Source organism: Rhodococcus sp. OS5, assembly GCF_056837585.1.
In genome coordinates this window covers 4,686,791-4,712,949 of record NZ_CM166368.1, presented here as the reverse complement: position 1 = coordinate 4,712,949, position 26,159 = coordinate 4,686,791, and the positions used below count along the sequence as shown (strand labels likewise).

The following is a 26,159-nucleotide window of genomic DNA, read 5'->3' as shown; positions in this document are numbered from 1 at the left end:
GAACTCTGGGTAAAGTGACAGGCACGTCTCAGCGCCTTCTCAGCAGCGCAAGGCAGCATTGTCGGCAGAACAGTTGTGACTGCCCGTCCGGTGGTCACCGTAGACGAAAGCGAGCCGATGACCGAGGACCGTAACGTCGGGCCGACCCGGCCCGAGCAGCCCAACAGCGAGCCCACCACCCAGGCGCAGCCGACAGCACCTCAAGCGCAGCCGACAGCACCTCAGGCACAGCCTCCCGTGCCGCCGCAGCAGCCTCAGGGGCAGGCGCCTCAGCAGCCGTACCAGCCGACCGAATCGTTCGCCCGACCCGCCGAAGCCCGACCCACTGAAGGCCGGCCCACCGAAGCCTTCGGGCAGGCACAGCAGCAGCCCACGCAGGCTTTCGGCCACCCGCACGGTGCCCATGAGGCCGCGTACCAGCAGAGCGCCCCGTACGGCGCACCCAACCCTGGTGGCCCCGGCGGTCCGAACGGCCCGGGCGGCGGCCACAACCAGATCCCCGCACCGCTGCAGGGGCCGAACTCCGGTTCGACCACCACCAAGCCGAAGTCGGGACGCATGGCGCTGGTTGCCGGCGCTCTCGCCCTGGTCCTGGTCAGTGGTGGTGTCGGTGGCGTGGTCGGCGCAGTCGTCGCGGACCGCAACGGTGGAACCGCGACGGTCACCAACTCTCTGAACGCTCCGAAGCCCACTGCGACCAACACGTCCAACGCTCCCGCCGGCTCGGTTCAGGCCGTTGCCTCGAAGGTCGTGCCCAGCGTCGTGCAGATCGAGGTAGCCACCGCGCAGGGACAGGGGGGTGAGGGCTCCGGTGTCATCCTGTCCTCCGACGGTCTGATCCTGACCAACAACCACGTTGCCGGCGCACAGGGAGCGCAACTTCGCGTTGCGTTCTCCGACGGAACCAAGGCCTCGGCCACTCTGGTCGGTGCCGACCCCGTCTCCGACATCGCCGTCATCAAGGTCGACGGTCGCAACGACCTCACCCCCATCGATCTCGGCAACTCCGGCGACGTCCAGGTCGGACAGCAGGTGGTTGCCGTCGGGTCCCCACTCGGCCTGGCCGGCACGGTCACCGAAGGCATCATCTCCGCACTCGATCGCCCGGTGTCCACGAGCGGCGAGTCCGGCAACCAGAACACCGTCATCGACGCTCTGCAGACCGACGCAGCGATCAACCCCGGCAACTCCGGTGGCGCCCTCGTCAACATGGACGGCCAGCTGATCGGCATCAACACGGCGATCGCCTCGCTCGGAGCGTCGTCGGGTACCCAAGGCGGTTCGATCGGCCTCGGTTTCGCCATCCCGATCGATCAGGCACGCCGCGTCGCCGACGAACTGATCAAGACCGGCAAGGCGACTCAGGCCATGATCGGCGTGACCGTGCCGTCGCAGGACAACGCCGACGGCGCAACCGTCATGGATGTCACTGCTGACGGGCCGGCAGCCAAGGCCGGTATCCCGAAGGGTGCAGTCATCACCAAGGTCGACGATCGTGTTGTCGCAGATGGTGATTCGCTGATCGCGGCAGTGCGTTCACATGCTCCCGGCGACAAGGTCTCGATCACGTACAGCGACGGCGGGCAGACCAAGACCGTCGACGTCACGTTGGGAACCGCGGCAGCGCAGGGCGGTCGATGATGTTCGGCGATCAGCAGACGATCGACCCGATCTTCGGCCAGATCGCAACGGCGTCGGGATCGGACACTACGGTAGGAGTCATGGAACTCGAAGCCACATCGGCCGGCCGCGCTCTGGTCGTCATCGTCGACGATCGCACAGCCCACGGCGACAACACCGACTCCATCGGTCCACTGGTCACGGAACTGCTGAACGAAGCGGGTTTTCTCGTCGATGCGACGGTCGCCGTCGCCGCCGACGAAGTGGAGATCCGCAACGCTCTCAACACCGCAGTCATCGGTGGCGTCGACCTCGTCATCTCGGTCGGCGGTACCGGGGTATCCCCGCGTGACGTCACTCCTGACGTGACCGCTGAGGTTCTCGATCGCGAGATCCCGGGAATTGCCGAAGCACTTCGTGCTTCCGGTCTTTCGGCCGGATCGCTCGAAGCAGGCTTGTCCCGCGGCCTCGTCGGAGTTTCGGGAAGCACCGTGGTCGCCAATCTGGCGTCGACCAGGCCGGCAATTCGCGACGGCATGGCAACCCTGACGGCTTTGGCGAGTCACGTGATCGCCGAGCTCTCCAGCCTCGAGGGCTGAGACAGCTTGTCGGAGCAACGAGATACCCCGAAGAAGCCGTCAGTCGACAAGAAGCGCCTGGCGCGCATCTTCGGGGACGTCTTTCCCGAGACGACGTCGGACGAGCGGGGTCCCGAGGGATCCTCGCGGTCCTCGGACGACGACTGGCTGCGCAGTCAGCGGCCCCCGCACCACGGGGGTTGAGAAGTAAATCAGGCCCCCGGACAATTGTCCGAGGGCCTGATTTGATCTGTGGGCACTGCCTATTCGAGAGTCTTGGCGTGCGCTCCCGTGTCGGCGCCACCGGCATTGGCCGAGAGGATGTCGCGGATCTGGATGAGCAGATCGGTTTCGCTGGCTTCCTTGTCCTCGGGCTCGGAGACGAACTTCTTCTTCGCCGCATTCGCAGGGACGATCAGCACGAAGTAGACGACCGCTGCGATGATGATGAAGTTGATGATCGCGGTGACGACCGCACCGAAGTTCAGGAACGTCTCAGCGGAGTCACCCGTCAGCTGAATGCCCCACCCGTATTCGTTGGCTCCGCCAATCGAAGCGACAAGTGGGTTGATGATATTGCTGGTGAAGGCAGTCACGATGGCGGTGAAGGCCGCGCCGATGACCACTGCGACGGCCAGGTCGAGCACGTTTCCGCGAAGCAGGAAGTCCTTGAATCCCTTGAGCATGTCGGTGTCCCCTCGAGTCTCCGATGGCAAGTGCCAGATGGTCCGTTGATACCGAACCGACTGGAAAAATCCTAGAGGAGCTTCGGACGCTTTGTGCGGTCAGCGGAATGTCACGGTGATCGCATTGGACAGAGATGCCGCGGCTACGACGTTGGCTGCTGGTGTCGGCAGGGCCAGCAAAATCACCTGTTCCTGCTGGTTACGTGTACTTTCCGACGTGGTGACCAACGCGACTACCGCTCCTGCCGCAAGAATTTGTGGGGCCTTGTCGGCAATTGATTCGTTGGGTGTGTCGGGGTGGGGTGTGTCTGGGCGGGATGTGTCAGGGCCGACGGTCAGGACGTCGACGACGTCCCCGCTGCGCAACATGTCCGCGACGGCCGCATCGGCCAATCGGACGGGGACGATGCGGGCGTCGTCGGTTCCTACCGACAACCCGGCCAGCCGTGGGCTGAGAACGCGCACGTCGGTGACGGTTTCTCCGGAGCGAATCGGGCCGGCAACGGTTCTTCCGACCACCAGGTCGGTGTCGGAGACAACTCCTTCGGGAAGTTGTTTCGAGTCGATCTCTCGCATCTCGACATCCGAATCCGCAATCACCTGCCCCGGAGTGAGATCGCGGCTCGAGACAACTACGGCGACCGTATCGGTCGCGGGATCGCCTCGAAAGAAGAGAACAACGCCGAGTGTGGCGAGGACAACGGCTGCGATCTTACGGACTGTCGCCGTGCGGAATCGTGTGCCCCGTGTCAGTTCGACGACGCGATCGAAGGTGCTCGGGCTGAGATCGAGTTGGGCGCGCAGTGGATCGGAGCGCCTCGGCGAGCGAGAACGTGCTGACGGCATTCATGCACGTTAGGGCCGGAAGCGGTGCTTCCGGCCCTGACAATGTGAACCTGTGGACAACCCGGAGGTTGTGGAAATCAGCTCGCGGCAGCCTTTGCGGGCGCCGGCGTGCTGGTCGACGAACTCGATGTCGACGAGGAGTCCGACTTGGACTCGGACTTCGTAGCGGGTGCCGAATCACTCTTGGCGGGCTCGCTCGCAGTCCCGGAGCCGCCGCGGCTGTCGGTGCGGTAGAAGCCGCTGCCCTTGAACACGATGCCAACAGAGTTGAACAGCTTGCGGAGCTTGCCTGAGCAAGCTGGGCAGACCGTCAGCGAATCTTCGCTGAAGGACTGGACGATGTCGAAACGGTTGTCACATTCCGTACATGCGTATGAGTAGGTGGGCACCGGGCTTCCTCCGCACTGTGATGTTCGAGCAGCCGCGTATTTACACCGCAGCCTTTAGCACTCTACAAGTGACAGTGCCAACAGCGCTAATCAGGGATCTATTCCCGCAGATCAATCGCCTTGGAGCGGCGTGAGACCGCCGCTTGGCGTCAATGCCCAGCCCATGGGAATGTCGTGGTCGTCGGCAGGCAAGGCCTCGACGAGTTCGGAGTCTCTGACAATTGCCACGAGCCGAGTCTGTGGTCCGACCGACCCGAGCGTCCGGTCGTAGAAGCCTGCGCCACGGCCGAGGCGTGTTCCGCGAAGATCCACCGCGAGAGCAGGGACAAGCATGCATTCCACGTCGGACAGGGTTTCCGGTGGTAGGACGGGTCCGACAGGCTCTCGAATGCCGTACTTCGCGGGGCGCAAACCGTCCGCGCCGCTGTACTCGACCCAGGACAACGGTCCCGGCTCCCCGGTGATCGGAAGTAGTACACGCTGAGCGATCTCGGCAACGGCGTCGAGCAAATCGGTGGATCCTGGTTCGGTGCGGGTGGGGACGTACGCACAGACGACCGAGCCGTCGACAATCACTGAACGTATGTGCGTGATCAACGCCGCAGTTTCCGTGTTTCGAGTGTGCTCGGAGACTGCATCACGTGCTGCGAGTGTGATTTGTCGCCATTGTGCTTTTGTCTGAGGTGTCACCCCGCAACGATATTCGTCGTGCTGACCGAGCGGTAACAAGCGGCGGCTAAGGTGTTGGCATGACAGACGTTGTCGCTAGCAGCACGAGGGCCTTCCGTACGGCCGTGGTTCCCGCAGCCGGACTTGGTACGCGTTTCCTGCCTGCCACCAAGACGGTTCCGAAAGAATTGCTGCCGGTCGTGGACACACCGGGTATCGAACTGGTGGCAGGTGAAGCTGCGGACTCGGGAGCCGAGCGGCTCGTCATCGTGACGTCCCCGGGCAAAGACGGCGTGGTTGCCCACTTCGTCGAGGATCTCGTGCTCGAAAGCAAGCTGGAAGCAAGCGGAAAACTCGCTGCCCTGGCGAAGGTGCGCAAAGCGCCGGGTTTGCTCGAAGTCGACTCCGTGATTCAGGAGCAGCCCCTCGGCCTCGGGCATGCAGTCGGTTGCGTCGAGTCGGTTCTCGACGACGACGAAGATGCCATCGCGGTCCTTCTGCCCGATGATCTCGTACTACCGCGTGGCGTCCTGGAGATCATGGCGCGAGTTCGGGCCAAGCGCGGCGGATCCGTTCTCTGTGCAATCGACGTCCCGAAAGACGCAGTCAGCGCTTACGGCGTCTTCGACGTCGAGATCGTTCCCGACGCGGTCAATCCCGACGTCCTCAAGGTCGTCGGCATGGTCGAGAAGCCGGCTGTGGAAGACGCGCCGTCGACCTTTGCCGCTGCAGGTCGCTATCTGCTCGATCGTGCGATCTTCGACGCACTTCGTCGCATCGAGCCGGGAGCCGGCGGTGAGTTGCAACTCACCGACGCCATCGCTCTCCTGATTTCCGAGGGCCATCCGGTTCACGTGGTGGTGCACCGCGGAACGCGTCATGACCTGGGCAACCCCGGCGGGTACCTCCGCGCTTCGGTGGACCTGGCGCTCGACAGTGACGATTACGGCCCGTCCTTGCGTAAGTGGCTCGCGGATCGGCTCGACCGCTGAGCGTGTCGCCACGGTGGTTGATCGCCCGATAACGCAGTATCAATGTGCTTGTCCCTTTTCGGCGGCAAGGCATCATGAGCTGACGGATATCACCGAATTTCCAGACACAGGAGGACGCGGACCAGATGCGGTCGGTTGAGGAGCAGCAGACCAGGGTTACCGCTGCTGCAGTGGCACCCCGTCCGGTTCGGGTCGCCATCTCGGAGGCGCAGGGACTGCTGTGTGCCGAGGAAGTGGTGACCGAACGCCCATTGCCGGGATTCGATCAAGCTGCCATCGACGGTTACGCGGTTCGCAGTGTCGATGTCGCCGGCGCCGGAGCCGACCTCCGAGGCGAGGACGGCGAGCCTACCGACCTCAGCTTGCCGGTGGTCGGTGAGGTGACGGCGGGCTCACGCCAACCGATCCGCTTGCAACCTCGCCAGGCCGTCCGAGTCGACACCGGCGCGCCTTTGCCCACGCTGGCCGACGCAGTTCTTCCCCTCGAGAACACCGACGGTGGTCGCGCTCGCGTTCGGATCTTCGAGCCGGTGCGTTCGGGCGATTACGTTCGCCGTGCAGGCGACGACGTCCAGCCGGGCGACGTGGCCGTTCGGGCAGGCACCATCATCGGAGCCGCACAGGTCGGGTTGCTCGCCGCGGTCGGCCGCGACAAAGTACTCGTCCATCCCCGTCCGCGCCTCTCCGTCATCAGCGTCGGTGGAGAACTCGTCGACGTGGATCGCACGCCGGGGCCTGGTCAGGTTTACGACGTCAATTCGTATGCCCTCGCCGCCGCAGCGCGCGATGCCGGCGCCGACGTCAACCGTGTGGGAATCGCAGGCAACGACTCGCGTCGTCTTCGCGAAGTAGTCGAGGGACAGCTGATTCGCTCGGAAATCGTTGTCATCGCCGGTGCCGTGGGCGGCGGAGCGTCCGACGAGGTTCGTGAGGCGCTTGCCGACCTGGGGACACTCGAGGTGGAGCGCGTTGCCATGCATCCGGGATCGGTGCAAGGCTTCGGAAAGCTGGGAAGGGACGAGGTTCCGACCTTTCTCCTACCGTCCAACCCGGTCAGCGCACTGGTGGTATTCGAAGTCATGGTTCGCCCGCTGATCAGAATCGCGCTCGGACGCCGCCAGCCGATGCGGCGAGTAGTGAAGGCGCGGACAGTGGGAACGATCACGTCGATTGCCGATCGCAAGGGTTTTCTGCGTGGTCAGCTGATGCGTGACGAAGCGACAGGGGAGTACCTCGTGCAGGCCCTCGGGGGTGCGCCCGGTGCGTCCTCACATCTCCTCGCGACCTTGGCGGAAGCCAATTGCTTGGTTCTGGTCGATCGAGACGTCACCGAAGTGCACATCGGTGAAGAAGTCGACGTAGCTTTTCTCGCCCAACGTGGGTAACGCCGACCCGAGTGGGGTGTGATGTCAGTCCATCCAGGATGGCCGGAAGATCTCGGCCCGCTGCGAGTGCCCGCGGGAGTGGTGACCGTCCGCCCCGTGAAGCTCCGTGACGCTGCGGTATGGAGTCGTCTCCGCATTCGCGATCGCGAGCACCTCGAGCCGTGGGAGCCCACCGGAGAATCGCCCTGGGATGCTCGCCACCACATCACCGTCTGGCCGTCCCTGTGCGGAAACCTTCGCTCCGAAGCGCGCAAGGGCAGGATCCTTCCCCTGGTGATCGAACTCGACGGGAAGTACTGCGGGCAGGTCACCATCGGAAATGTGGTGCGCGGCGCTCTGCGGTCCGCCTGGGTGGGCTATTGGGTTGCCTCGCACGTGACCGGTGGGGGCGTAGCCACAGCTGCCGTTGCACTCACACTCGATCACGCATTCTCGAAGGTCGGTCTGCATCGAGTGGAGGCCACTGTTCGGCCGGAGAACGCGTCGAGTCGCGCAGTCCTACGAAATGTTGGGTTCCGGGAGGAAGGTCTTCTCAAGCGCTACCTCGATGTCGACGGCCAATGGCGTGATCATCTTCTGGTCGGAATGACCATCGAGGAAGTACCCACCACCGTCGTCGACAGATTGGTGCGGTCCGGACGCGCTTCGTGGGTGTGACGAAGACGGCGCCAGAAGCGTGAGAAACGCGAGCTAAACAGCAGTTACCGCTGAGTAGTCCTACTTTCGGTCGGGAAAATGTGGTTTTTGATTCAACCAGAACTTGAAACTTTTGGGACTGAACCGGAAGTTCAGTTCGGTACGCGTGTGACACATGAGTATGGTGGGGTTCGGCGCGTCGGCAACGATGCGAGGGCGTCGGCCGTTAACCTTGACTCGTCAACGGCTGGCATAGGTGCTGGTAGGTGATCGGGAGGAGGCCGCGGCATGCCTAGCTCATTCGTGTGGATCGGGCTGGTGGCCGTGTGGCTGTTCGTCCTGGTGCCGATGCTTGTCAACAAGCGCCCCAGGATCCGGCAGACGAGTGACGCGGCACTCGCGACTCGAGTACTCCACCGCGGTGACAGCAACCCTGTTCAGCGCGGGCCGGCAGCAGGACATCGAAGCGATCCGAACTGGCAACCAGAACCAGTGCGCAGCAGCTACGACGCGGAGGACCAGATGGACACTCACGCAGAAGACGACTACGCCGGCGGTCGTGCACCGGTCGGAGAATTTGTTCCGGTTCGGCGCGGCCGAGGCGGATTCGACCCCGAAGCGGATGCCATCGCCCGGGAGGCGCGGTATGCATTCCGTCAGCGGACGTTGCTGGGACTTGCGTTCGTCGCGATTCTCTCGGGCGCTCTCGCATTGATCATCTCGCCGATGGTGTGGTGGTTGTTTGCGCTGACCGTGTGCGGCCTCGGCGGGTACATGGCGTACTTGCGTCGGCAGGTTCGGATCGAGCAAGAGATTCGCCGCCGTCGTACCGAACGCCTCAACCGATCGCGACTCGGAGTCGAATCGCACACCGACGAAGAGCTTCGCCTGATTCCGGCGCGACTGCGTCGGCCAGGAGCGGTTGTCCTCGAGGTCGACGACGAAGATCCGGTGTTCGATCACCTGGATCACTACGAAGAAGAGATCAGGCACACCGAGATGCGTCGCGCGTCCGGTCAGTGATCTTCTGGGCCGATCTCGTCGGGCCGAAAGTTCGTGTCGGGTGATTCCAACGGGAGTATTCGTTCCTGTTAGAGTTGCCGAGCACCGCTGAGGCGGTGGCACGGGGCTGTGGCGCAGTTGGTAGCGCGCTTCGTTCGCATCGAAGAGGTCAGGGGTTCGATTCCCCTCAGCTCCACCAAGAAGTACCAGCGAAAAGGGTCTTTCAACGAAAGTTGAACGACCCTTTCCTGCATTTTCAGGGCCTGCCCGAATTGCGAAGATTCGATCTGAGTGTGCGCCGTTTCATACGATTGCGACCGCTGATCCGGACCGTTGAGCTTCCAAGTGAGGGATGATCCTTGGGCGGATACATGTTTGCCGGAAATGTAACGAGGGTGTGTCCGGTGCGATAGGCACGGTGAGTCTGCCGCAGTTTTCCGCAGGTCGGACGTATGTGTCGGGGAGGAATGTCGATGAGCCAGCCACGACGGCTAGCGATGATGCTTGTTGCTGTGATGTGCCTGATGGGTATCGGCGTCCTTGCCGTATCGGTCTTCCCCGCCATCGTCGCCGCCCAACCTGGCGGCAACAGCGGTGGTGGCAACAACGGCAATGGAAACGGCAATTACGGCAACAACGGCGGCAATAACAACGGCAACGGTGGCGGTCACAACGGCAACGGCGGCAATAACAACGGCAACGGTGGCGGTCACAACGGCAACGGTGGCGGCAACAACGGCAACGGCAACTATGGCTGGCATTGTCACCGTCACAACTGCGGCACGACCGTAATTCCGACACCGACCACGACGACTGAGCCGACGACGACTGAGCCGACGACGACTGAGCCGACCACGACGACTGAGCCGACGACGACTGAGCCGACCACGACGACTGAGCCGACGACGACTGAGCCGACCACGACGACTGAGCCGACGACCACGACTGAGCCGACGACCACGACTGAGCCGACCACGACGACTGAGCCGACCACGACGACTGAGCCGACGACCACGACTGAGCCGACCACGACGACTGAGCCGACGACCACGACTGAGCCGACCACGACGACTGAGCCGACCACGACGACTGAGCCGACCACGACGACTGAGCCGACGACGACTGAGCCCACGACGACTGAGCCCACGACGACTGTGCCCACGACCACGACTGAGCCCACGACCAACCCTTCGGCGTCGCAACGTCCGAGCAGCAGCGCTTCCCCCGCGACCAACGCAACTTCTGCGACCAACGCAACTTCTGCGACCAACGCAACTTCGCAGACCGAGAGTCCTTCGAGCCAAGCACCCTCCGAGACACAGTCTCCTTCCGAATCGCAGCCGAGTTCCGAGCAGTCGTCCGCGGTAGCGGCTCCGCCGGCTGGACCGTCTGATCCGCAGGGACCGTCAGCGGGCGGCGGAGCGCCTGCACCCTCTGCCGGTGGACCGGCAAACGCTGCGCCGGGCGCAGTCGCAGCCCCTTCCGCACCCGAGGTTCTGGCCGCACCCGCACCCGTAGCTCCGCAGGTACCGTCGAACGTTCCGAACGTCGCGGCTCCGACTGACAACCCGCAGGCATTTCCGACGGCGTTCACTCAAGGGCTTCCGCCGATTCTCAACGCCGCCGCCGTCGCCGGCGGTGTAGGCGGAATGGCAGTGGTAGCGGCCGGTGCGGGAGCACTGACTTTCCGCGGAGCATCGCTGCAGAAGGCACGATTGGCTGCCGCGCGTGCCGAATTCCTGGCACCCGGATCACAGGGAGGTGCGTGAGTCGTGCCGGACAGACGTTCACATCGCCGCGTTCTGGCCGCGGTGGATGCCGTATGCGACGCAGCAGCGTCGTCGGAGGCAGTGTCACTGCTGACGGTGGTGCAGACAGTCGCCCGCGAGCGTGGGCGCCCGATCGAGATCGATCTGGAAACCCCTCTCGCCACCGGAGTGTGCGGTCAGCGCCGGGCCTACGACGACCACGACGTCATCGTTTTGGCTCCCGGACTACCCAATGTCGAGCGGACTCTGGCACATGAGTTGGGGCACATAGTGTTTCGCCACGAGGGTGCCGAGATCGCCGAGGCGACGCTCGAGGTCAGTGACGATTTGATCGCCTACATGTTGAGTCAACGTTCTCTGCGGCGCAACGAACCCGTGCCGATGGACGACATCGCGGAGTGGGAAGCCGAGACGTTCGCGTCGATGTTGATCATGCGTCTGCGAACGATGAGTGGCCGTGGGACACCGCTGTCGGTGTTGCGGTACGACGAGGCGATCGGATGATCTTTTGGGCTGTGGCCCTTCTCGTCTGGGTTGCAGCCGGCGCGAGACTGGGTCGAGTTGTCGCGCGCACCGCGACGCCGTTGCGAATGTCGATGGTCTTTGCAGGCTTCTCGGTCGCATTGTCGTCGACGGTCATGGTGCCGGCGGTATGGGACATCGTCGATCGCATTGCGCCGGAGCAGCATGCCGCCGCGATGATCGTCATCGTCTTGTGGACAGCGTTGTCTGCGGCCAGTGCAGTCGGCGCCGTGTCTGCGTGGCCGGTGATGTCACGTCCGGCTATGCGCGGCCTCGCCACCGTGCTGTACTCGGTGGGGCTCCTGGTGGCGATCGCGGTTCTCTTCGGCTACCCGGCGCCGGCTCTGATCTTTATCATCGTCGCTCTGTCCCTTGTCATTTCGACAGGGCTACGGCACGTTGCGTGGGCGCCGTTGGGGCGCGGAATCGCGTTGATCGTGACCGGTTCGTCGATCCTGCTCGTCGTGGTCGTCGTGATGCTTGTCGAATCGATCGGTGGCACCGGCGCACTCGAATCGGATATCTGGACGGGCGCAGGGGTGTGGTTCATCGCTGCCTCGAGTGTTCTGATTGCGCTGGGCATCACGTGGGTGCTTCTCGAGACCTGGTTACGTGCGCGACGAGATCTGTACCGGCTGCGGCGGATGCACGCGCTTCTCGTCAAGCGATTCCCCGAGGTAGTCGACGCGGACAGCGCCGGGAGTACGTCTGTGCTGCGGGCATCGGACATGATCGCGCAGATCATGGATGCGATGTACATCCAGTCCGGCGCCGGGATGTTCGACGTCGGTGGTCAGGAACCGCCGCGGGCCGTCACTGCACACGCGGGGATTTTGGCGGGGTGGATCGCCGATCCCTTGGCCTCGGATGTGTTGGACACCAGGTGGATTGCGCCTCCTGAGAAGATGTCGGCGCGCCGATGGGTGTTGTTGTTGGCGAAAGTACTCGATGAAACGACAAAAGTAGGTCGACGTTCGTAGTCGACCTACTCCATGTCATTGCAGTGCTCGAGATCGAGTCAGTGCTTCAGCACGTTCACATCAGCGTGACGCGTCAGGCGGAACCTCTGGCAAACCTTCACTCGCGCGGAGCTTTTCAGCCATCGTGGTGAGTAGATTCTGCGATTCTTCCGAGAGGTCGAATGCACGGCTCGAGAGGCGGCGAAGCCCGTAGCCTTGGAGCTGTGAGAGCAGTTCGAGATCGTGATCGATCTTGGCTGCGTAGATGTCGTTGAAGAAGTAGTCGGGCTTCACCTTGAAGAACCGGGCGAAGGCTGCGACTGTCTCGTCTGAGGGGTTGGTGCGCTGTCCCGAGCGGAGCTGCGAGATGTACGGCTTGGAGATCTGATGGCCGTCTTCGATGAGCGCTGCCGCAACCTCGGCGTTGGTATGGGGTTTGCGCCCCGGAGGATGAACACTGTCGAACAGTTTGTTCAATCGTTCTGCAAAGTCAGCCATTGTGAACCGCCCCGTAATCCTCTCTAGCTAGCAATTGTCCGTTCAGTGAATCCTACGGTATCACGCGGATAACCGATCGGTAGCTCACCGTAGTCTGTTTAGTGGACTAGTTGTCAAATGTGTCCGAGATTCGATTCGTCCGGCCAATGAGTGCTCAGCTATGTCTCAGCGCACATTGAGTTTCCGCCACACGGAAATGTGCAGCTACGACTGCGCTATTCGAACCTTCCAGTACTTGGCCAATCTGCCCAATATCAAACCTTTTACCCGTTTTGGCGATATTAGCTATGCGTTAGCCTGGTTTTTCACAACTATTTCGATTGAAAAACTGCAGTTCAAGCGATGTTTGAAGGTTTGGGGTCGCGATCAGGGTGGCTGGTTGCGATGTCATGCGGATCACCTCGGGGTTGAACCTTGAACGGTTTGCCGGATTGCGATCTGTGCTAGCTAAACCCTCCGAGTGGGTGCAGAATTGTGACATGAAACACACGATGAGCGATGATGAATTGCGCCGCGCAATCCGTGAAATTCAGGATCGAGCCCACGACGCACGCAAGCGTGGGGACGATGTAGCGGCGGAAGAACTCGACCGTACGGTCAAGGGCTATCAAGAGCAGATGATGCAGCGTCTCTAGTGCTCGCTGCGGTCGTCTCTGTGCGGTGTTTGCGCGGAGTACGGCCGTGCCCCGCAGGTCGTCTTGCGTGTTTCAGGGCGGCCGCACCGTGCGTGCGTAGACTTTCCCGCATGTCCACAGTACGAGTGCGGGGGAGTGTTCATCCATGTCTGTAAGGTCGCTCGACGGCAAGAAATGCCTGATCACCGGCGCCGGTAGTGGAATTGGACGTGCAACTGCGCTGCGTGCATCAGAGGTCGGCGCCGAATTGTTTCTCACCGATATCAACGGCGTCGGATTGGAAGAGACGGTCGCGATGGTCGGCGCCGGCGGCGGCACGGTCAGCATGGCGAAGGCACTCGATATCTCGGACTACGACGAGGTCGTGAAATTCGGTACCGAGATTCACACTCAATTTTCTTCGATGGATGTCGTCATGAATATCGCCGGCATTTCAGCGTGGGGAACTATCGAGAACCTCGAACATCGGCATTGGAAGTCCATGGTGGACGTCAACCTGATGGGGCCGATCCATGTCATGGAGACGTTTGTTCCACCCATGATTCGTGCCGGCAAGGGTGGACACCTGGTCAACGTGTCTTCGGCTGCCGGACTTTTGGCCCTGCCGTGGCACGCCGCCTACAGTGCGAGCAAGTTCGGCCTTCGCGGGGTGTCCGAGGTGCTGCGATTCGATCTGAAGCGGCACGGAATCGGGGTCAGTCTGGTTGTGCCGGGTGGGGTGAAGACGCCATTGGTGGGAACCGTGGAAATAGCGGGTATCGACAGGAACGACCCGCGGGTCGAAAAACTCACGCACCGGTTCGAGGCGCGTGCTGTCTCCCCGGAGAAGGTGGCGTCGTGCATTCTGCGGGGAATCGAGAAGAATACGTACCTCGTATATACGTCCAATGACATCCGATTCGGATACTGGTGGGCGCGCAAATTCGCCCTGCCTTACGAGTTCGTGATGCAAAAAGCGAACGACCAGTTCAGTAAATTGCTCAAGCGATGAGCGTTAACTCCGCCGGGACTTTTATCTAGTCGAATAGGGACCAAAGTCATGCCGAAGAGTTTTCACTTCGATATCGAATTCAAATATCCGATCGACGACGTGCATCGAACTTTGACCGACCCGAATTATTGGAAAGGCAGACTCGGAGACCTTTATGCCACCTCGGACATCGAAGTTCGAGACGGATCGATCGAAGTATCCGTGTCCGAGGAAATCGACTCCGCCTCCCTCCCGAGCCTGGTCGCCAAGGTTGCGCCGAGTCGGCTCGGTCTGAAACGGGTCGATCGGTGGGGACCTCTGTCGGACGGGCGTGCAGCAGGGTCGGTCACCGGAATCGCGCGGGGACTGCCGATCCGAATCGAGACGACGCTCGATCTCACCGCCGCCGAGTCCTGCACGCGGTTGGTCGTCGACGGAACGGCTGAGGTGAAGATGCCGATCATCGGCGGCCAGATCGAGAAGTTGCTGAAGAAGACCGTCGAGGACTTGCTGGGGCGCGATCGGGACGCCGTCGAGTCATTTCTCGCCTGAGCCTGCACCGAAATCTACTTCCAGAACGCGCGCACCCGGGCCGGCGGATGCGAGTTGATCGTGCGGGTTGGCGAGGGCGCACCCCTCCAACGAGAGGCACCCGCAACCGATGCAACCGGTGAGGTTGTCCCGTAGACGTTCCAGTTGCTCGATGCGTAGATCGAGGTGGCGCCGCCACCCGGTCGACAATCTTTCCCAATCTGCGCGGTTCGGGGTACGGCCTTCAGGAAGTGTGCCGAGGGCCTCTCTGATTTCCGACAGCGGAATGCCGACGCGTTGCGAGATTCTGATGAAGGCGACGCGTCGAAGCGTGTCTCGTTGGTATCGGCGCTGGTTTCCGCTGGTCCGGCGACTGACGATGAGGCCTTCTCGTTCGTAGAAATGCAGGGCCGAGACGGCGACACCGCTGCGCTCGGAGAGCTGGCCGGGCGTGAGTTCCTTTGCCTTCCACGACGGCATCTCCATGGCGACTACCGGTCCGTCGCGCGGTGGAGGGTGGCGTGGAGATGATGCGTCAGCGGGGTGTCGCCGTGCGCCATCCACAGGTCGTATGTCAGCGTGTCGCCCTGAACGCGCATGACTCGCCGAACGTCGTGAACCGGTTTTGCGTCGGGTGATGCTGCGAGCGTGCGACGGGTCAAGGCGAGAGTGCCTTCGGAGTCGAGGGTGCCGCGATGGATCTCGACGAATCCGGTGGGCTGGCTGACCAGCAATTCGAGCTCACCACCCGGTGTTGGGCGCAGGTATCCCGATTCCATGTGAAGCGGTCGTCCGTCGGGGAGCCCACGAGTGCGCGACGAGTAGGTGAGAAACGGTTTCGGGGTGGGCGCGAACTCGATCTCCTCGGAGTACTCGAAGTCGTCGATGGTGGGGAAATGTCCGGCTCCAGCGCCGACCCAGCGCCCGGTGAACCTCTCGATTCCGGCGCCGTTCAGCGCCGCCTGATCCGTACTACTCATTGCCTGGTCCTCTCGCCTGCGTCGGATCAGACGTTACGCGGGCCGGTACGACAGCTGCTTGTCCCTGCTGGGTGGGGCCTACGGGATTAGTGTTCACTCATGAACGCTTCTGGCTCCGTCCCCCTCGGTGTCGATTCCGAGGTGGGCCGATTGCGATCGGTCATTCTTCATCGTCCTGGCGACGAGTTGAAACGATTGACTCCGCGCAACAACGACGAGCTGCTGTTCGACGCGTTGCCGTGGGTGGACCGCGCGCAGGAGGAACACGATCAGTTTGCGACCGTCCTTCGTGAGCGCGGCGTCGAGGTACTGCTTTTGTCCGATCTCCTCACCGAGGCGCTCGAGGTCAGTGGCGCAGCGAGGATCCAGGGAATCGCGGCCGCCGTGGACGCACGCAAGATCGGCCACGCGCTCGGGCAACACCTGGCCGCCTACCTGCGAAAGGTGGAGCCGAAGGAGCTTTCGTCGATCCTTACTGCAGGAATGACGTTCGACGAATTGCCGATCGATGCCGACTCGACCTCGTTGGTGCGCAGGATGCATCACGGCGGTGACTTCGTGATCGACCCGTTGCCCAACTTGCTCTTCACCCGTGATTCGTCGTTCTGGGTCGGGCCACGGGTCATCATCACGTCCTTGGCGTTGTCAGCGCGAGCTCGCGAATCCTCGATAACGGATCTCGTCTACGCGCATCACCCTCGATTCAAAGGCGTGCGCCGCGCGTACGAGTCGCACACGGCTCCTGTCGAGGGAGGTGACGTGCTGCTTCTCGCGCCGGGGGTGATCGCAATCGGTGTCGGTGAACGTACGTCACCCGCCGGAGCAGAAGCATTGGCGCGTAGCGTGTTCGACGACGGCCTCGCCCACACGGTGTTGGTTGTTCCGATCGAGCAACGCCGAGCGTCGATGCATCTCGACACGGTCTGCACCATGGTCGAGGCCGACGCGGTCGTCATGTATCCGGCCATTCAGGACACCCTGGCGGCGTTCACTCTGCGCAAGGAAGACGACGGGGTGAGTATTCGCGGTGCGACGCCGTTCCTCGAAGCGGCGGCCGACGCCATGGGAATCGGAAAACTGCGTGTGATCGACACCGGACTCGACACGGTGACTGCCGAGCGTGAGCAGTGGGACGACGGAAACAACACCCTCGCCGTCGAGCCTGGCGTCGTCGTCGCTTACGAGCGCAACGTCGAAACGAACGCCAGGCTGGAGGCCTCGGGTATCGAGGTTTTGCGAATCGCGGGTTCGGAACTGGGGTCCGGCCGAGGTGGTCCTCGGTGCATGTCCTGCCCGATCGCCCGCGATCCGCTGTAAGCCGTCGACGCTGTCAGAGAATTTCTTCCACCTTGGCTGCAGGCCGCGCGAGGACGGTGCCTTTGTCGGTGACCACGAACGGGCGTTCGATCAGAATCGGGTGCTCGATCATCGCGTCGAGGATCTCGGATTCGGATGCATCGGCGAGCCCGAGTTCCTTGTACTGCGTTTCGCGCTTGCGAACGGCTTGGCTGGGCTCGAGGCCGGCGTCGGCGAGGAGTTTTTCCAGCTCGGATCGGGTAGGCGGAGTATCGAGGTACTTCACAATGGTCGGTTCGATGCCGGCGTCGCGGATAAGTCCGAGAACAGTCCGCGACGTGTTGCACCGTTGATTGTGGAAGATGGTTGCAGATGCCATGTCCGTCATTCTGCCTCTGTGTCCGAACTCGTGGGACAAACAGGGGAACAACGGACACCTCCGGCGCGCTGCACTTGAAGTACCGACTTGTGAGGAGAAAACGATGACGGAACATCGAAGTGTGGACGAACGGCGCGTGGTCATTGCCGGTGGGCACGGCAAGATCGCGCAGCACCTGACGTACCTGCTGGCAGGACATGGTGATCGGCCGGTAGCGCTGATCCGCAACTCCGCGCACGAGGGTGCGGTCCGCACACTCGGCGCGTTCCCCGTGGTGATCGATCTGGAATCCTCCACGGTCGAGGAAGTTGCGAAGGTACTCGACGGTGCCGACGTCGCGGTCTTCGCCGCGGGCGCCGGACCTGGTAGCTCGATCGAGCGGAAGGACTCCGTAGACCGAGCTGCGGCGGTGCTGTTGGCCGATGCCGCCGAGAAAGCGGGAGTGCGTCGGTTCATACAGATCAGCGCCATGGGTGCTGGTGACGAAATACCGGAGAACACCGACGAGGTTTTTGCCGCCTACCTGCGGGCGAAGACTGCAGCAGAGGAAGACCTGAAGACAAGGACTTCGCTGGATTGGACGATTCTTCGGCCAGGCCTTCTGACAGACGACGACCCCACCGGTGAAGTCCTTCTTGCAGAGCCGCCCGTCGATCGAGGCTCTGTGCCTCGTGCAGATGTCGCCGCAGTGATCGAAGCGCTCATCGACGCGCCGTCCAGTGTCGGCAAGATATTGGTTCTGACCTCCGGCCCGCATACGATCCGCGAAGCGATCGAGGGTTTGTGAGAGAGAAGATGCTGTGACCGAGAAGATACGACGAGGGTGACGATGAAGATCGCTATCGAACACGATTCCTCCACAGCTCCGTACGACCAACTGCGGCAACAGATTATCGAGCAGGTTCACGGCGGCGGATTGATTGCGGGAACCAAGATCCCGACGGTGCGTGCATTGGCCTCGGAGCTGGGATTGGCGGCCAACACCGTCGCGAAGGCTTATCGCGCGCTCAGCGATCAGGGCGTGATCGAGACGAGGGGAAAGCAAGGGACGTTCATCGCTTCGGGGACCGATCCGGTGCAGGCGCAGGCGGAGCAGGCGGCGACCGCGTTTGCGCATAAGGTCCGCTCGCTCGGGTACTCCGACACTGAGATCGTCGCCATGGTGGAGTCGGCATTGAGAGGTGCGTGACACATTGATTAAGTTGACGCTTCAACTTAAAGCTGTCAGTCTTGGCTCATGAATTCGTCGATTGCTCGTGACCTCGGACTCCTCATCGCCCGTGTCGGCCTCGGGATCATCTTCATCGCCCACGGTTGGCAGAAGTTCTTCACCTACAAGATCGCCGGAACGCAGGCCGCATTCGAAGGGATGGGCGCCCCGCTCCCCAAGATTTCTGCAGTTCTGGCAGCATCCATCGAACTCGGTGGCGGCATCCTGCTCATCGCGGGTCTGCTGACCCCGCTCGTCGGCGCACTGCTGTTCCTCGACATGGTCGGCGCGTTCTTCATCGTGCACGCCGACAAGGGCGTCTTCATAGACAACGGCGGCTATGAACTCGTCGTCGCACTCGGTGTCGGTTCGCTCTTGATCGCTGTTATCGGCGCAGGACGCATCAGCATCGACGGATTGATCGGCAAGGGCAACGGTTGGGTTAAAACCCCAGCTTGATCGGGGTGAGAAGGCGGGTTCAACGGCTGTTGAGCCCGCCTTCCAGCTTGCTTTTGGCCCACAAAGTGACGAACGTAGTCATCTATGGTGACGAAATCTGATCGATCCGAACAAGATTCCGGGGCCAACGAAGAGCGCCCGGAGACGGGCTTTACTCGGGTAGGCGTTCGGACCGACTACGTGGTGTTTTCCGTGGCGGCCGCAGCGGTGCTGGCGATTGTCGTGTGGGGTCTCGTAGCTCCCGACAACCTGAACTCGGTAACCGGAAGTGTTCTCGGCTGGTTGGTGACGAACATCGGCTGGCTCTTCGTACTCGCAGCTTCGGCTTTCGTGCTGTTTTCCATCTACCTCGCTGTCAGTCGATTCGGCGACATTCCGCTGGGCAAAGACGGTGAGAAGCCCGAGTTCCGAACCGTCAGCTGGATCGCCATGATGTTCAGCGCCGGCATGGGCATCGGCCTGATGTTCTTCGGTGTCGCGGAACCGCTTGCGCACTACGTGACTCCGCCTCCCGGTACCGACGGTGGCGTCGGAACTGCCATGGCTACCACCATGTTTCACTGGGGTCTTCATCCTTGGGCGATGTATGCCGTTGTGGGCCTTGCCATTGCGTACGGGTCGTATCGCCGAGGACGCAAGCAACTGTTCAGTTCGGCCTTCATCCCGTTGCTCGGTCGCAAAGCCGAAGGGCCGATCGGCAAGGTCATCGACATCCTGGCAATCTTTGCGACACTTTTCGGCACCGCAGCATCTTTGGGGCTCGGCGCACTTCAGATCGGCTCCGGTTTCGAGGTAGTCGGCTGGATGGAAGAAGCCGGCGTATTCCTGCTCGTGGCCATCGTTGCGGTGCTGACCCTGGCGTTCGTCGCTTCGGCAGTTTCCGGTGTGGCCAAGGGAATTCAGTGGCTCTCCAACATCAACATGGTGCTAGCGCTGATCTTGGCCCTGTTCGTGTTCGTTCTCGGGCCGACCGTGCTGATTCTCAATCTGCTCCCGACGACCATTGGTGCATACGTTTCCGACCTCGCCCAGATGTCGGCCCGCACGGGTGCATCGTCGAATCCTGAAACCGGCGCGTGGCTTTCGTCGTGGACGATCTTCTACTGGGCATGGTGGGTGTCCTGGACGCCGTTCGTCGGCATGTTCCTGGCCCGCATCAGCCGCGGCCGCACGATCCGCCAGTTCATCGTCGGCGTCATCGCCGTTCCCACGACTGTCAGCTTGCTCTGGTTCGCGATCTTCGGCGGCGCAGGCATCGGTGAGGAACGCGACGGAATCGGCTTGTCCGGCCGAGGCTCGGAAGAGGCTCAACTGTTCGGCATGCTCGACAATCTGCCGTTGGCCGGAGTGACGACTGTCCTGGTCATGCTGCTCGTCGCAGTGTTCTTCGTCTCCGGCGCCGACGCTGCGTCGATGGTGATGGGGACGCTCTCGCAGCGCGGAACGCTCGAACCGAGTCGCTGGGTCGTGGTGTTCTGGGGCATGTTGACCGGTGGCGTCGCGGCGCTTCTGCTGTGGACCGGTGGTTCCGAAGCGCTCGACGGCTTGCAGACCATGACGATCATCGCTGCGGCGCCGTTCGTGCTGGTCATGATCGGATTATGCTTCTCGCTGTACAAGGATCTTTCGCACGACCCGATCATCATTGCGGCGAAGGAGCAGAAACGTGCTCTCCTACGCCCGCGCCGAGGACGCCGTGCGGGTAAGTCAGTGGAGTAGGACTTGAGCGGAGTAGGACTTGAACCGTGAAGGGGCACCGAACTGCGGTTCGGTGCCCCTTTTGTCGTCCGGTTATTTCCAGCTGGGCAACCACAGATGGTTCTGCCACGATTCCGGCGTGATCGGCATGGCGGTGAGTATCGGCCAGAGGTAGACGAAGTTGGCCACGACCAGACCGATGTACAGACTGACTGCCAGAAGTCCGGTGGTACGACGCTCGACGGACGCGCTCGCCTTGCCCAGTACATCGCCGAGGAGCAGCGCAAATCCCATGACCATGAACGGGGCGAGTGCTACTGCGTAGAAGTAGTACATCTGGCGGTCGAGCGTCGCGAACCACGGGAGGTAAGCGGCACCGTAGCCCGTCAGGACCACGGCGTATCGCCAGTCCCTGCGCACGAACGTCTGCCAGATCGCCCACGCCAACATCGGTAGGGCCAGCCACCACATCGCCGGTGTGCCGATCAGCATCACGGCCTTGACGCAGCTGGCGGCCCCGCAACCGGTGACCTGCTCGCCGTCGGCGTAGTAGTAGAGCATCGGTCGTAGCCCCATCGGCCACGTCCACGGTTTCGACTCCCACGGGTGGTGGTTTCCGGCGGAGTTGGTCAGACCGGCGTGGAACTGGAGAACGTTTCCGCTGTAGTACCAGAGTGAGCGCAGCGCGGAGGGAATGAAGCTCCATGTGCCGCCCTCACCGATCTCGTTACCGACGGCGTGACGGTCGACGCCGGTCTCGCTGGTGAACCAGGCCCAGTAGCTCGCGAGGTACACACCGAGCGGAATGATCACCAACGCGTACAGAGCCGGCCCGATGTCGCGAACTGCAGTGCCGACCCATGGGCGCTGCACGCGGTAGGCGCGGCGCGCTGACAGGTCGAAGGCAACACTGAGCAATCCGAAGAACAGAATGAAGTACATGCCGGACCACTTTGTTCCGCAGGCCAGGCCGAGCAGGATGCCGGCGCCGAACCTCCACCACCGGAAACCCAGCCGCGGACCCCAGGCAGAGTCGCCGATTCGGCCCTCTTCGTATACCTTCGCCATCCGTTCGCGGACTTGGTCGCGATCGACCACCAGGCATCCGAGAGCAGCGAGGACGAAGAAAGCCAGGAAGATGTCGAGCATCCCCAGGCGTGAGGAGACGAAGGTGACGCCGTCGACGATGAGCAGGATTCCGGCAATCGCGCCGATCAGCGTGGACCGCGTCATGCGGCGCACGATCCGGATGATCAGCAAGACCATCAGTGTCCCGACCAGGGCCGACGAGAATCGCCACCCCCAACCGTTGTAACCGAAGAGTGCTTCGCCGATCGCGATCATCTGCTTACCGATCGGCGGGTGTACCACCAATCCGTAACCGGGATTGTCTTCGATGCCGCCACCGGTCAGAACTTGCCAGCCCTGCGGAACGTAGTGCTTCTCGTCGAAGACAGGTGTGCCGGCGTCGGTCGGGTAGGCGAGCATCGTGAAGCGTGTGATCGCCGCGATAGCGGTGACGAAAGCGGTGACAATCCAGCCGCGCAATCTGTCGGTCGGGCCGAAATCAGGATCCGGTACCAGCGGGCCGGGACTACGCATTACCCGATCGCTCGTGGCGGGCGTTGGCCGCTCGTCCGTCTGCACAGTCACCTGGCAATCGTAGGCTGTCAGGTATGACTGGTCGCTTGGTACTCGCCGCAACACCCATGGGAGATGTCGGTGACGCGTCTCCGCGTCTTCGGTCTGCTCTCGCAACCGCCGACGTCGTTGCTGCGGAGGACACACGACGCACCAAGTCTCTGGCGTCCGCGCTAGAGGTAACCATCACCGGGAAGATCGTCAGTTTCTACGATCAGGTCGAGATTTCCCGGCTGCCCGCGCTGGTCGCCGACGTCGCCGAAGGCAAGACCGTCCTGCTGGTCACGGACGCGGGCATGCCGTCGGTCAGCGATCCCGGATATCGCCTTGTCGCCGCCTGCGTAGCCGAGAACCTCGCCGTCACGTGCTTGCCCGGTCCGTCGGCGGTGACGACGGCGCTGGCACTCTCCGGATTGCCCGTCGAGCGGTTCTGCTTCGACGGGTTCCCGCCGCGTAAGCAGGGGCAGCGCAAGACGTGGCTCTCTGCCTTGGCAACCGAGCAGCGAGCGTGTGTGTTCTTCGAAGCGCCTCATCGCCTTGCCGACTGCCTCGCAGATGCGGTGGAAGTGCTCGGGCCGAATCGCCGCGCGGCCGTGTGCCGGGAATTGACCAAGACCTACGAGGAAGTGAAGCGCGGCACTCTCGGGGAGTTAGCTGCTTGGGCCGCCGAGGGCGTTCGCGGTGAGATCACGGTGGTGCTCGAAGGCGCAGTGCTGGTGGCATCTGATCCTGCCGATCTGGTCGACGAGGTGGAAAGGCTGGTCGAGGGGGGAGCACGATTGAAGGACGCGTGTGCTCTGGTCGCAACGGCCGGAGTCTCCAAGCGTGAGTTGTACGAGACGGTCCTGGCCGCTCGAAAGGACTAGCGGGAGCGGTTCACGGCGGGTGCGCCGGGACGCAGGTTGGCGTCGTCGGCTGCAGCCTGGCCGGCGTGCCAGCCTTCGGCGTCCACGGACCGTCCGCGAGTCTTGCGGGTTGTCGGGAACAATCGATCGAATTCGGCGTCGACGGCCTCGGATGTGGTGGCGAGGATCGGCAGAAGATCCGCGACGTCCATCGATGCCGCGTCGGCCGCTTCGGCGGTGGCTTTGGTGCCGGCGTCACGCAGGCGGTGTCCGATGCGGCTGGCGAACCCGGCCAGGAATCCCTTGCGGAACGAGGTGGTGCGTGAGCCGCCACGATTGCTCGAGTCGGCGAATTGCATTGCACGGGTTGCCTGTACGAGCAGAGAAATGAACAGCATGTCGACTTGCTGAAGGTCGACCGGAGTGCCGACGACGGTCGCGAGCGCGATATCGCTGAACCACACCGTCCTGACACGATTCGATTCGCCGATCTCGGTCAGGAGGTGAACTTTTTCTTTCACGTACGGGTTCTCGATGTGAATGCGTCGGGCATTGACGGATGTGTCGGTGACCCCGGCGCGACTGTGGAGCAGTGCGGAGTCGATGGCGTACCGGGTCATCAACTCCTGGGCCTTCGCGGTGAAAATCTCGGCTTCTTCCGCGAAGTTGGTTGCTTCCGCTTTGGCGAGTAGTCCACGAATTCGCTTGAGTACCTTGGCGTCGACCTCGGTATCGCCGACGCCGGCATAGCTGGTATCGGTGCGTTGCGACGGCCAGGTGGATGGTGGCGCGAGCAACACCGTCCACTGAGGTAGGCGCATCCACGATCGCGCGACGTCGACGATCTGCGAAACGAGGAAGTAGGGATCCTGGAACAGAAGGCCGGCCGCGAGGGAGCGAAAAACGTCGTCGTCCACGGTGATTCGAGAAGCGATGTGCCGAGACTTCGGATACTGCTCGCCGATTGTCTGCAACTGCCCCACCCATTCGAGCGGAGCGCGATCGGAGGCGCGCGACGCCTTCGCGTCGAACAGGATGGTGGTGGCGGCGAGATCGGCGTCGGACGCTTCTTTGCTTCGACGCGCCAGATGAATCAGATCCGCCGGCTGCCATCCGCGGTCGTACGCCGCGGACAGTTCGGAAACGAGATCTCGCACCGCGGAAACGGATTGAGGGCTGACCTCCTGAGTGGACACCCGCGCTCCGTTCCATGGCAGTGTCTGCGCCGAAGCGCTGGTTCGAATGTATGTTCTATTCGTCGTCATGGCTGGAGTGTGCACGTGGGGTCCGACACATCCGCCTGTAACCGGATATCTCGGACCCCACGTGCGGCACTCTCGCTTAGCTCATTCCTCGACGAAGCGGGGGAAAACTGGCGCCGGAGCAGGCAGTTTCCGGTTCGCGTCGATGCGAACCGCAATGTCGGCGAACTGCCGGTTCTCTTCGCTCTGGCCAAGCAGATCGAGGATGCGTGACGCCGCGTCGGGCATCACCGGCTGAACGAGAAGCCCGACGATACGGACCACTTCGAGCGTCACGTACAGAACCGTCGCCATGCGTGCCGGATCCGTCTTGCGCAGAACCCACGGTTCCTGCTTGGAGAAGTACCGGTTGGTCTCGCCGAGAACGCCCCAGATGGCTTCCAGTGCGAGATGCAGCGCCTGCACGTCGAACTCGCTGCGGCACTTGGCAAGCAGGGCATCCGCCGACGCCAGCATCGCCAGGTCGTCCTCGGTGAACTCGCCGGGGGTCGGTACCTGGGCATCGCAGTTCTTCGCGACCATCGTCAGTGAACGCTGCGCGAGGTTGCCCAGTTCGTTGGACAGGTCTGCATTCATACGCGTCACGATTGCTTCGTGGCTGTAGCTGCCGTCCTGGCCGTACGAGATCTCGCGGAGCAGGAAGAAACGGACCGCGTCGAGGCCGTACTGATCGACCATCGCGATGGGGTCGACGACGTTGCCGACCGACTTCGACATCTTCTCGCCCTTGTTGTACAAGAACCCGTGGACGAAGACCCGCTCCGGCAGTTCGATGCCGGCAGACATGAGGAACGCCGGCCAGTACACGGTATGGAAACGCGTGATGTCCTTGCCGATGATGTGCAGGCTCGCGGGCCAGAACTTCTCGAACTCCGCCGAGTCGACGTTCGGGTAACCCACGCCGGTCAGGTAGTTGGTGAGGGCGTCGACCCAGACGTACATGACGTGGTCGGGGTCTCCGGGAACCTCGACGCCCCAGTCGAACGTGGTGCGCGAGATCGACAGGTCCTTGAGGCCGCCCTTGACGAAGCTGACGATCTCGTTGCGACGAGTCGCGGGTGCGATGAACTCGGGATGCTCTTCGTACAGAGCAAGCAAACGGTCCTCGTAGGCCGAGAGACGGAAAGTGTAGTTGGACTCCTCGGTCCACTCCACCGGAGTGCCGGTCTCCGTCGACTGACGGGTGCCGTCGTCCAGGAGCGTGGTCTCGGCTTCGGTGTAGAAGGCCTCGTCACGAACCGAATACCACCCCGAGTAGGTGTCGAGGTAGATGTCGCCCGATGCGGCCATCTTTTCCCAGATCGCCTTGCTGGCGACCTGATGGTCGGCGTCGGTGGTGCGGATGAACCGGTCGTACGAGATGTTCAGGACCTTGTCGAGGTTCTGGAACACGTCGGAGTTCCGAGCCGCGAGTTCGCGGACGTCGATGCCCTCTTTGATCGCTGTCTGCTGCATCTTCAGACCGTGCTCGTCGGTGCCGGTCATGAAGAACACTTCGTGACCGTCCAACCGCTTGAAACGGGCGAGCGCGTCCGAGGAGATGTACTCGTACGCGTGGCCGATGTGCGGAGCGCCGTTGGGATACGCGATCGCTGTCGTGATGTAGAACGGCGATCGTTCCGCGCCTTCCGGGGCAGCGGAGTCCGGGCGCGGGGTCTGGGAGGGTGAGGCAGGCACAGTCATGGTGGGCTTACTCTATCGG

31 protein-coding genes and 1 tRNA gene are annotated in these 26,159 nt (G+C 62.5%); 19 read left to right on the top strand and 13 right to left on the bottom strand.

From position 1 onward, the window contains the following. The first annotated feature begins 117 nt into the window (after window positions 1-117). The 3 genes from ACVZUB_RS21820 (at window position 118) to ACVZUB_RS21810 (ending at window position 2,402) form a co-directional block, all read left to right on the top strand. On the top strand, window positions 118-1,641 hold the full coding sequence (locus tag ACVZUB_RS21820) for a S1C family serine protease (RefSeq protein ID WP_230587546.1): 1,524 nt from the start codon (window positions 118-120) through the stop codon (window positions 1,639-1,641). An 80-nt stretch (window positions 1,642-1,721) separates the two neighbouring features. Then, window positions 1,722-2,219 (top strand): MogA/MoaB family molybdenum cofactor biosynthesis protein, encoded by a 498-nt coding sequence (locus tag ACVZUB_RS21815; RefSeq protein WP_176720912.1) that lies wholly within the window; start codon window positions 1,722-1,724, stop codon window positions 2,217-2,219. Between the two features lie 6 nt (window positions 2,220-2,225). Then, window positions 2,226-2,402 carry a hypothetical protein gene (locus tag ACVZUB_RS21810; RefSeq protein ID WP_165639126.1) on the top strand — a complete coding sequence of 59 codons (177 nt, stop codon included), beginning with the start codon at window positions 2,226-2,228 and terminating at the stop codon, window positions 2,400-2,402. 59 nt (window positions 2,403-2,461) lie between these two features. Here ACVZUB_RS21810 and mscL read toward each other — a convergent pair whose 3' ends face one another. The 4 genes from mscL to ACVZUB_RS21790 form a co-directional block, all read right to left on the bottom strand. Further along, complete coding sequence (gene mscL / locus ACVZUB_RS21805) at window positions 2,462-2,884, bottom strand: large conductance mechanosensitive channel protein MscL (protein WP_030536328.1); 423 nt, start codon at window positions 2,882-2,884, stop codon at window positions 2,462-2,464. 99 nt (window positions 2,885-2,983) lie between these two features. Beyond that, the gene (locus ACVZUB_RS21800; protein WP_064687538.1) at window positions 2,984-3,730 is read right to left on the bottom strand and encodes an SAF domain-containing protein; all 747 of its coding nucleotides are present in this window, start codon (window positions 3,728-3,730) and stop codon (window positions 2,984-2,986) included. 77 nt (window positions 3,731-3,807) lie between these two features. Next, a complete protein-coding gene (locus tag ACVZUB_RS21795; protein WP_042921300.1) occupies window positions 3,808-4,119 on the bottom strand; it encodes an FmdB family zinc ribbon protein in 312 nt (103 codons plus the stop codon). 111 nt (window positions 4,120-4,230) lie between these two features. Beyond that, the gene (locus tag ACVZUB_RS21790) at window positions 4,231-4,809 is read right to left on the bottom strand and encodes a 5-formyltetrahydrofolate cyclo-ligase (RefSeq protein WP_064074033.1); all 579 of its coding nucleotides are present in this window, start codon (window positions 4,807-4,809) and stop codon (window positions 4,231-4,233) included. A gap of 59 nt (window positions 4,810-4,868) precedes the next feature. Between ACVZUB_RS21790 and ACVZUB_RS21785 the strand changes: the two genes are divergently transcribed. The 5 genes from ACVZUB_RS21785 (at window position 4,869) to ACVZUB_RS21765 (ending at window position 9,002) form a co-directional block, all read left to right on the top strand. Then, complete coding sequence (locus tag ACVZUB_RS21785) at window positions 4,869-5,780, top strand: UTP--glucose-1-phosphate uridylyltransferase (protein ID WP_003946415.1); 912 nt, start codon at window positions 4,869-4,871, stop codon at window positions 5,778-5,780. Between the two features lie 125 nt (window positions 5,781-5,905). Continuing rightward, window positions 5,906-7,165 (top strand): molybdotransferase-like divisome protein Glp, encoded by a 1,260-nt coding sequence (gene glp, locus ACVZUB_RS21780; RefSeq protein ID WP_003946353.1) that lies wholly within the window; start codon window positions 5,906-5,908, stop codon window positions 7,163-7,165. Between the two features lie 21 nt (window positions 7,166-7,186). After that, the gene (locus tag ACVZUB_RS21775; RefSeq protein ID WP_007727523.1) at window positions 7,187-7,822 is read left to right on the top strand and encodes a GNAT family N-acetyltransferase; all 636 of its coding nucleotides are present in this window, start codon (window positions 7,187-7,189) and stop codon (window positions 7,820-7,822) included. Window positions 7,823-8,089: 267 nt separating this feature from the next. Beyond that, window positions 8,090-8,824, top strand: a complete 735-nt coding sequence (gene sepX, locus ACVZUB_RS21770; RefSeq protein WP_007727521.1) for a divisome protein SepX/GlpR — start codon at window positions 8,090-8,092, stop codon at window positions 8,822-8,824. A gap of 102 nt (window positions 8,825-8,926) precedes the next feature. Then, window positions 8,927-9,002 (top strand) — tRNA-Ala (locus tag ACVZUB_RS21765). A gap of 292 nt (window positions 9,003-9,294) precedes the next feature. On the opposite strand, the gene ACVZUB_RS21760 is transcribed toward ACVZUB_RS21765, so the two are convergent. Beyond that, window positions 9,295-9,570 (bottom strand): hypothetical protein, encoded by a 276-nt coding sequence (locus ACVZUB_RS21760; RefSeq protein WP_168798909.1) that lies wholly within the window; start codon window positions 9,568-9,570, stop codon window positions 9,295-9,297. 2 nt (window positions 9,571-9,572) lie between these two features. After that, a complete protein-coding gene (locus tag ACVZUB_RS21755) occupies window positions 9,573-10,397 on the bottom strand; it encodes a hypothetical protein (protein ID WP_482627757.1) in 825 nt (274 codons plus the stop codon). 178 nt (window positions 10,398-10,575) lie between these two features. Here ACVZUB_RS21755 and ACVZUB_RS21750 point away from each other — a divergent pair, with 178 nt between their 5' ends. After that, window positions 10,576-11,076, top strand: a complete 501-nt coding sequence (locus ACVZUB_RS21750) for an ImmA/IrrE family metallo-endopeptidase (protein ID WP_003946241.1) — start codon at window positions 10,576-10,578, stop codon at window positions 11,074-11,076. Continuing rightward, entirely contained in the window at window positions 11,073-12,074 is a 1,002-nt protein-coding gene (locus ACVZUB_RS21745) for a hypothetical protein (protein ID WP_482627756.1), read from the top strand. The genes ACVZUB_RS21750 and ACVZUB_RS21745 overlap by 4 nt, the downstream gene beginning before the upstream one ends. A 60-nt stretch (window positions 12,075-12,134) precedes the next feature. Here the strand turns inward: ACVZUB_RS21745 and ACVZUB_RS21740 are convergent, their stop codons facing one another. Further along, the gene (locus ACVZUB_RS21740) at window positions 12,135-12,551 is read right to left on the bottom strand and encodes a helix-turn-helix domain-containing protein (protein WP_003946231.1); all 417 of its coding nucleotides are present in this window, start codon (window positions 12,549-12,551) and stop codon (window positions 12,135-12,137) included. A 479-nt stretch (window positions 12,552-13,030) separates the two neighbouring features. Between ACVZUB_RS21740 and ACVZUB_RS21735 the strand changes: the two genes are divergently transcribed. The 3 genes from ACVZUB_RS21735 to ACVZUB_RS21725 all read left to right on the top strand — a co-directional run bounded on the left by ACVZUB_RS21735 (window position 13,031) and on the right by ACVZUB_RS21725 (window position 14,708). Then, window positions 13,031-13,186 (top strand): hypothetical protein, encoded by a 156-nt coding sequence (locus tag ACVZUB_RS21735; protein ID WP_003946253.1) that lies wholly within the window; start codon window positions 13,031-13,033, stop codon window positions 13,184-13,186. A 145-nt stretch (window positions 13,187-13,331) separates the two neighbouring features. Continuing rightward, entirely contained in the window at window positions 13,332-14,177 is an 846-nt protein-coding gene (locus tag ACVZUB_RS21730; protein ID WP_482627755.1) for an SDR family oxidoreductase, read from the top strand. Window positions 14,178-14,225: 48 nt separating this feature from the next. Continuing rightward, a complete protein-coding gene (locus tag ACVZUB_RS21725) occupies window positions 14,226-14,708 on the top strand; it encodes a DUF2505 domain-containing protein (RefSeq protein ID WP_030536322.1) in 483 nt (160 codons plus the stop codon). Here the strand turns inward: ACVZUB_RS21725 and soxR are convergent. Next, window positions 14,694-15,173, bottom strand: a complete 480-nt coding sequence (soxR, locus tag ACVZUB_RS21720; protein WP_003946250.1) for a redox-sensitive transcriptional activator SoxR — start codon at window positions 15,171-15,173, stop codon at window positions 14,694-14,696. The two genes, ACVZUB_RS21725 and soxR, sit on opposite strands and share 15 nt — an antisense overlap. 5 nt (window positions 15,174-15,178) lie before the next feature. Next, window positions 15,179-15,667 carry a heme-binding beta-barrel domain-containing protein gene (locus ACVZUB_RS21715; RefSeq protein WP_482627754.1) on the bottom strand — a complete coding sequence of 163 codons (489 nt, stop codon included), beginning with the start codon at window positions 15,665-15,667 and terminating at the stop codon, window positions 15,179-15,181. 99 nt (window positions 15,668-15,766) lie between these two features. Between ACVZUB_RS21715 and arcA the strand changes: the two genes are divergently transcribed. Next, window positions 15,767-16,984 (top strand): arginine deiminase, encoded by a 1,218-nt coding sequence (gene arcA / locus ACVZUB_RS21710; protein ID WP_003946210.1) that lies wholly within the window; start codon window positions 15,767-15,769, stop codon window positions 16,982-16,984. A 13-nt stretch (window positions 16,985-16,997) separates the two neighbouring features. Here arcA and arsC read toward each other — a convergent pair whose 3' ends face one another. Next, the gene (gene arsC, locus ACVZUB_RS21705; RefSeq protein ID WP_003946209.1) at window positions 16,998-17,351 is read right to left on the bottom strand and encodes an arsenate reductase (glutaredoxin); all 354 of its coding nucleotides are present in this window, start codon (window positions 17,349-17,351) and stop codon (window positions 16,998-17,000) included. 94 nt (window positions 17,352-17,445) lie between these two features. On the opposite strand from arsC, the gene ACVZUB_RS21700 reads away from it, so the two are divergent. The 4 genes from ACVZUB_RS21700 (at window position 17,446) to ACVZUB_RS21685 (ending at window position 20,730) form a co-directional block, all read left to right on the top strand. Next, window positions 17,446-18,129, top strand: coding sequence for an SDR family oxidoreductase (locus ACVZUB_RS21700; protein ID WP_003946268.1), 684 nt, complete (start codon window positions 17,446-17,448; stop codon window positions 18,127-18,129). A gap of 42 nt (window positions 18,130-18,171) precedes the next feature. Continuing rightward, window positions 18,172-18,531: a GntR family transcriptional regulator gene (locus ACVZUB_RS21695; RefSeq protein WP_003946225.1), complete on the top strand. Its 360-nt coding sequence runs from the start codon at window positions 18,172-18,174 to the stop codon at window positions 18,529-18,531. Window positions 18,532-18,579: 48 nt separating this feature from the next. Further along, entirely contained in the window at window positions 18,580-19,011 is a 432-nt protein-coding gene (locus tag ACVZUB_RS21690) for a DoxX family protein (protein ID WP_003946228.1), read from the top strand. Between the two features lie 84 nt (window positions 19,012-19,095). After that, complete coding sequence (locus tag ACVZUB_RS21685) at window positions 19,096-20,730, top strand: BCCT family transporter (protein ID WP_211920693.1); 1,635 nt, start codon at window positions 19,096-19,098, stop codon at window positions 20,728-20,730. Between the two features lie 72 nt (window positions 20,731-20,802). On the opposite strand, the gene ACVZUB_RS21680 is transcribed toward ACVZUB_RS21685, so the two are convergent. After that, entirely contained in the window at window positions 20,803-22,311 is a 1,509-nt protein-coding gene (locus tag ACVZUB_RS21680; RefSeq protein WP_482628547.1) for a dolichyl-phosphate-mannose--protein mannosyltransferase, read from the bottom strand. A gap of 74 nt (window positions 22,312-22,385) precedes the next feature. Between ACVZUB_RS21680 and rsmI the strand changes: the two genes are divergently transcribed. After that, window positions 22,386-23,216 carry a 16S rRNA (cytidine(1402)-2'-O)-methyltransferase gene (rsmI, locus tag ACVZUB_RS21675; protein ID WP_003946264.1) on the top strand — a complete coding sequence of 277 codons (831 nt, stop codon included), beginning with the start codon at window positions 22,386-22,388 and terminating at the stop codon, window positions 23,214-23,216. Here rsmI and ACVZUB_RS21670 read toward each other — a convergent pair. Together ACVZUB_RS21670 and metG are read right to left on the bottom strand one after the other, a co-directional pair. Further along, entirely contained in the window at window positions 23,213-24,460 is a 1,248-nt protein-coding gene (locus tag ACVZUB_RS21670) for a DUF2786 domain-containing protein (RefSeq protein ID WP_482627753.1), read from the bottom strand. The genes rsmI and ACVZUB_RS21670 overlap by 4 nt on opposite strands. 81 nt (window positions 24,461-24,541) lie before the next feature. After that, window positions 24,542-26,140 (bottom strand): methionine--tRNA ligase, encoded by a 1,599-nt coding sequence (gene metG, locus ACVZUB_RS21665; protein WP_003946248.1) that lies wholly within the window; start codon window positions 26,138-26,140, stop codon window positions 24,542-24,544. Window positions 26,141-26,159 lie beyond the last annotated feature (19 nt).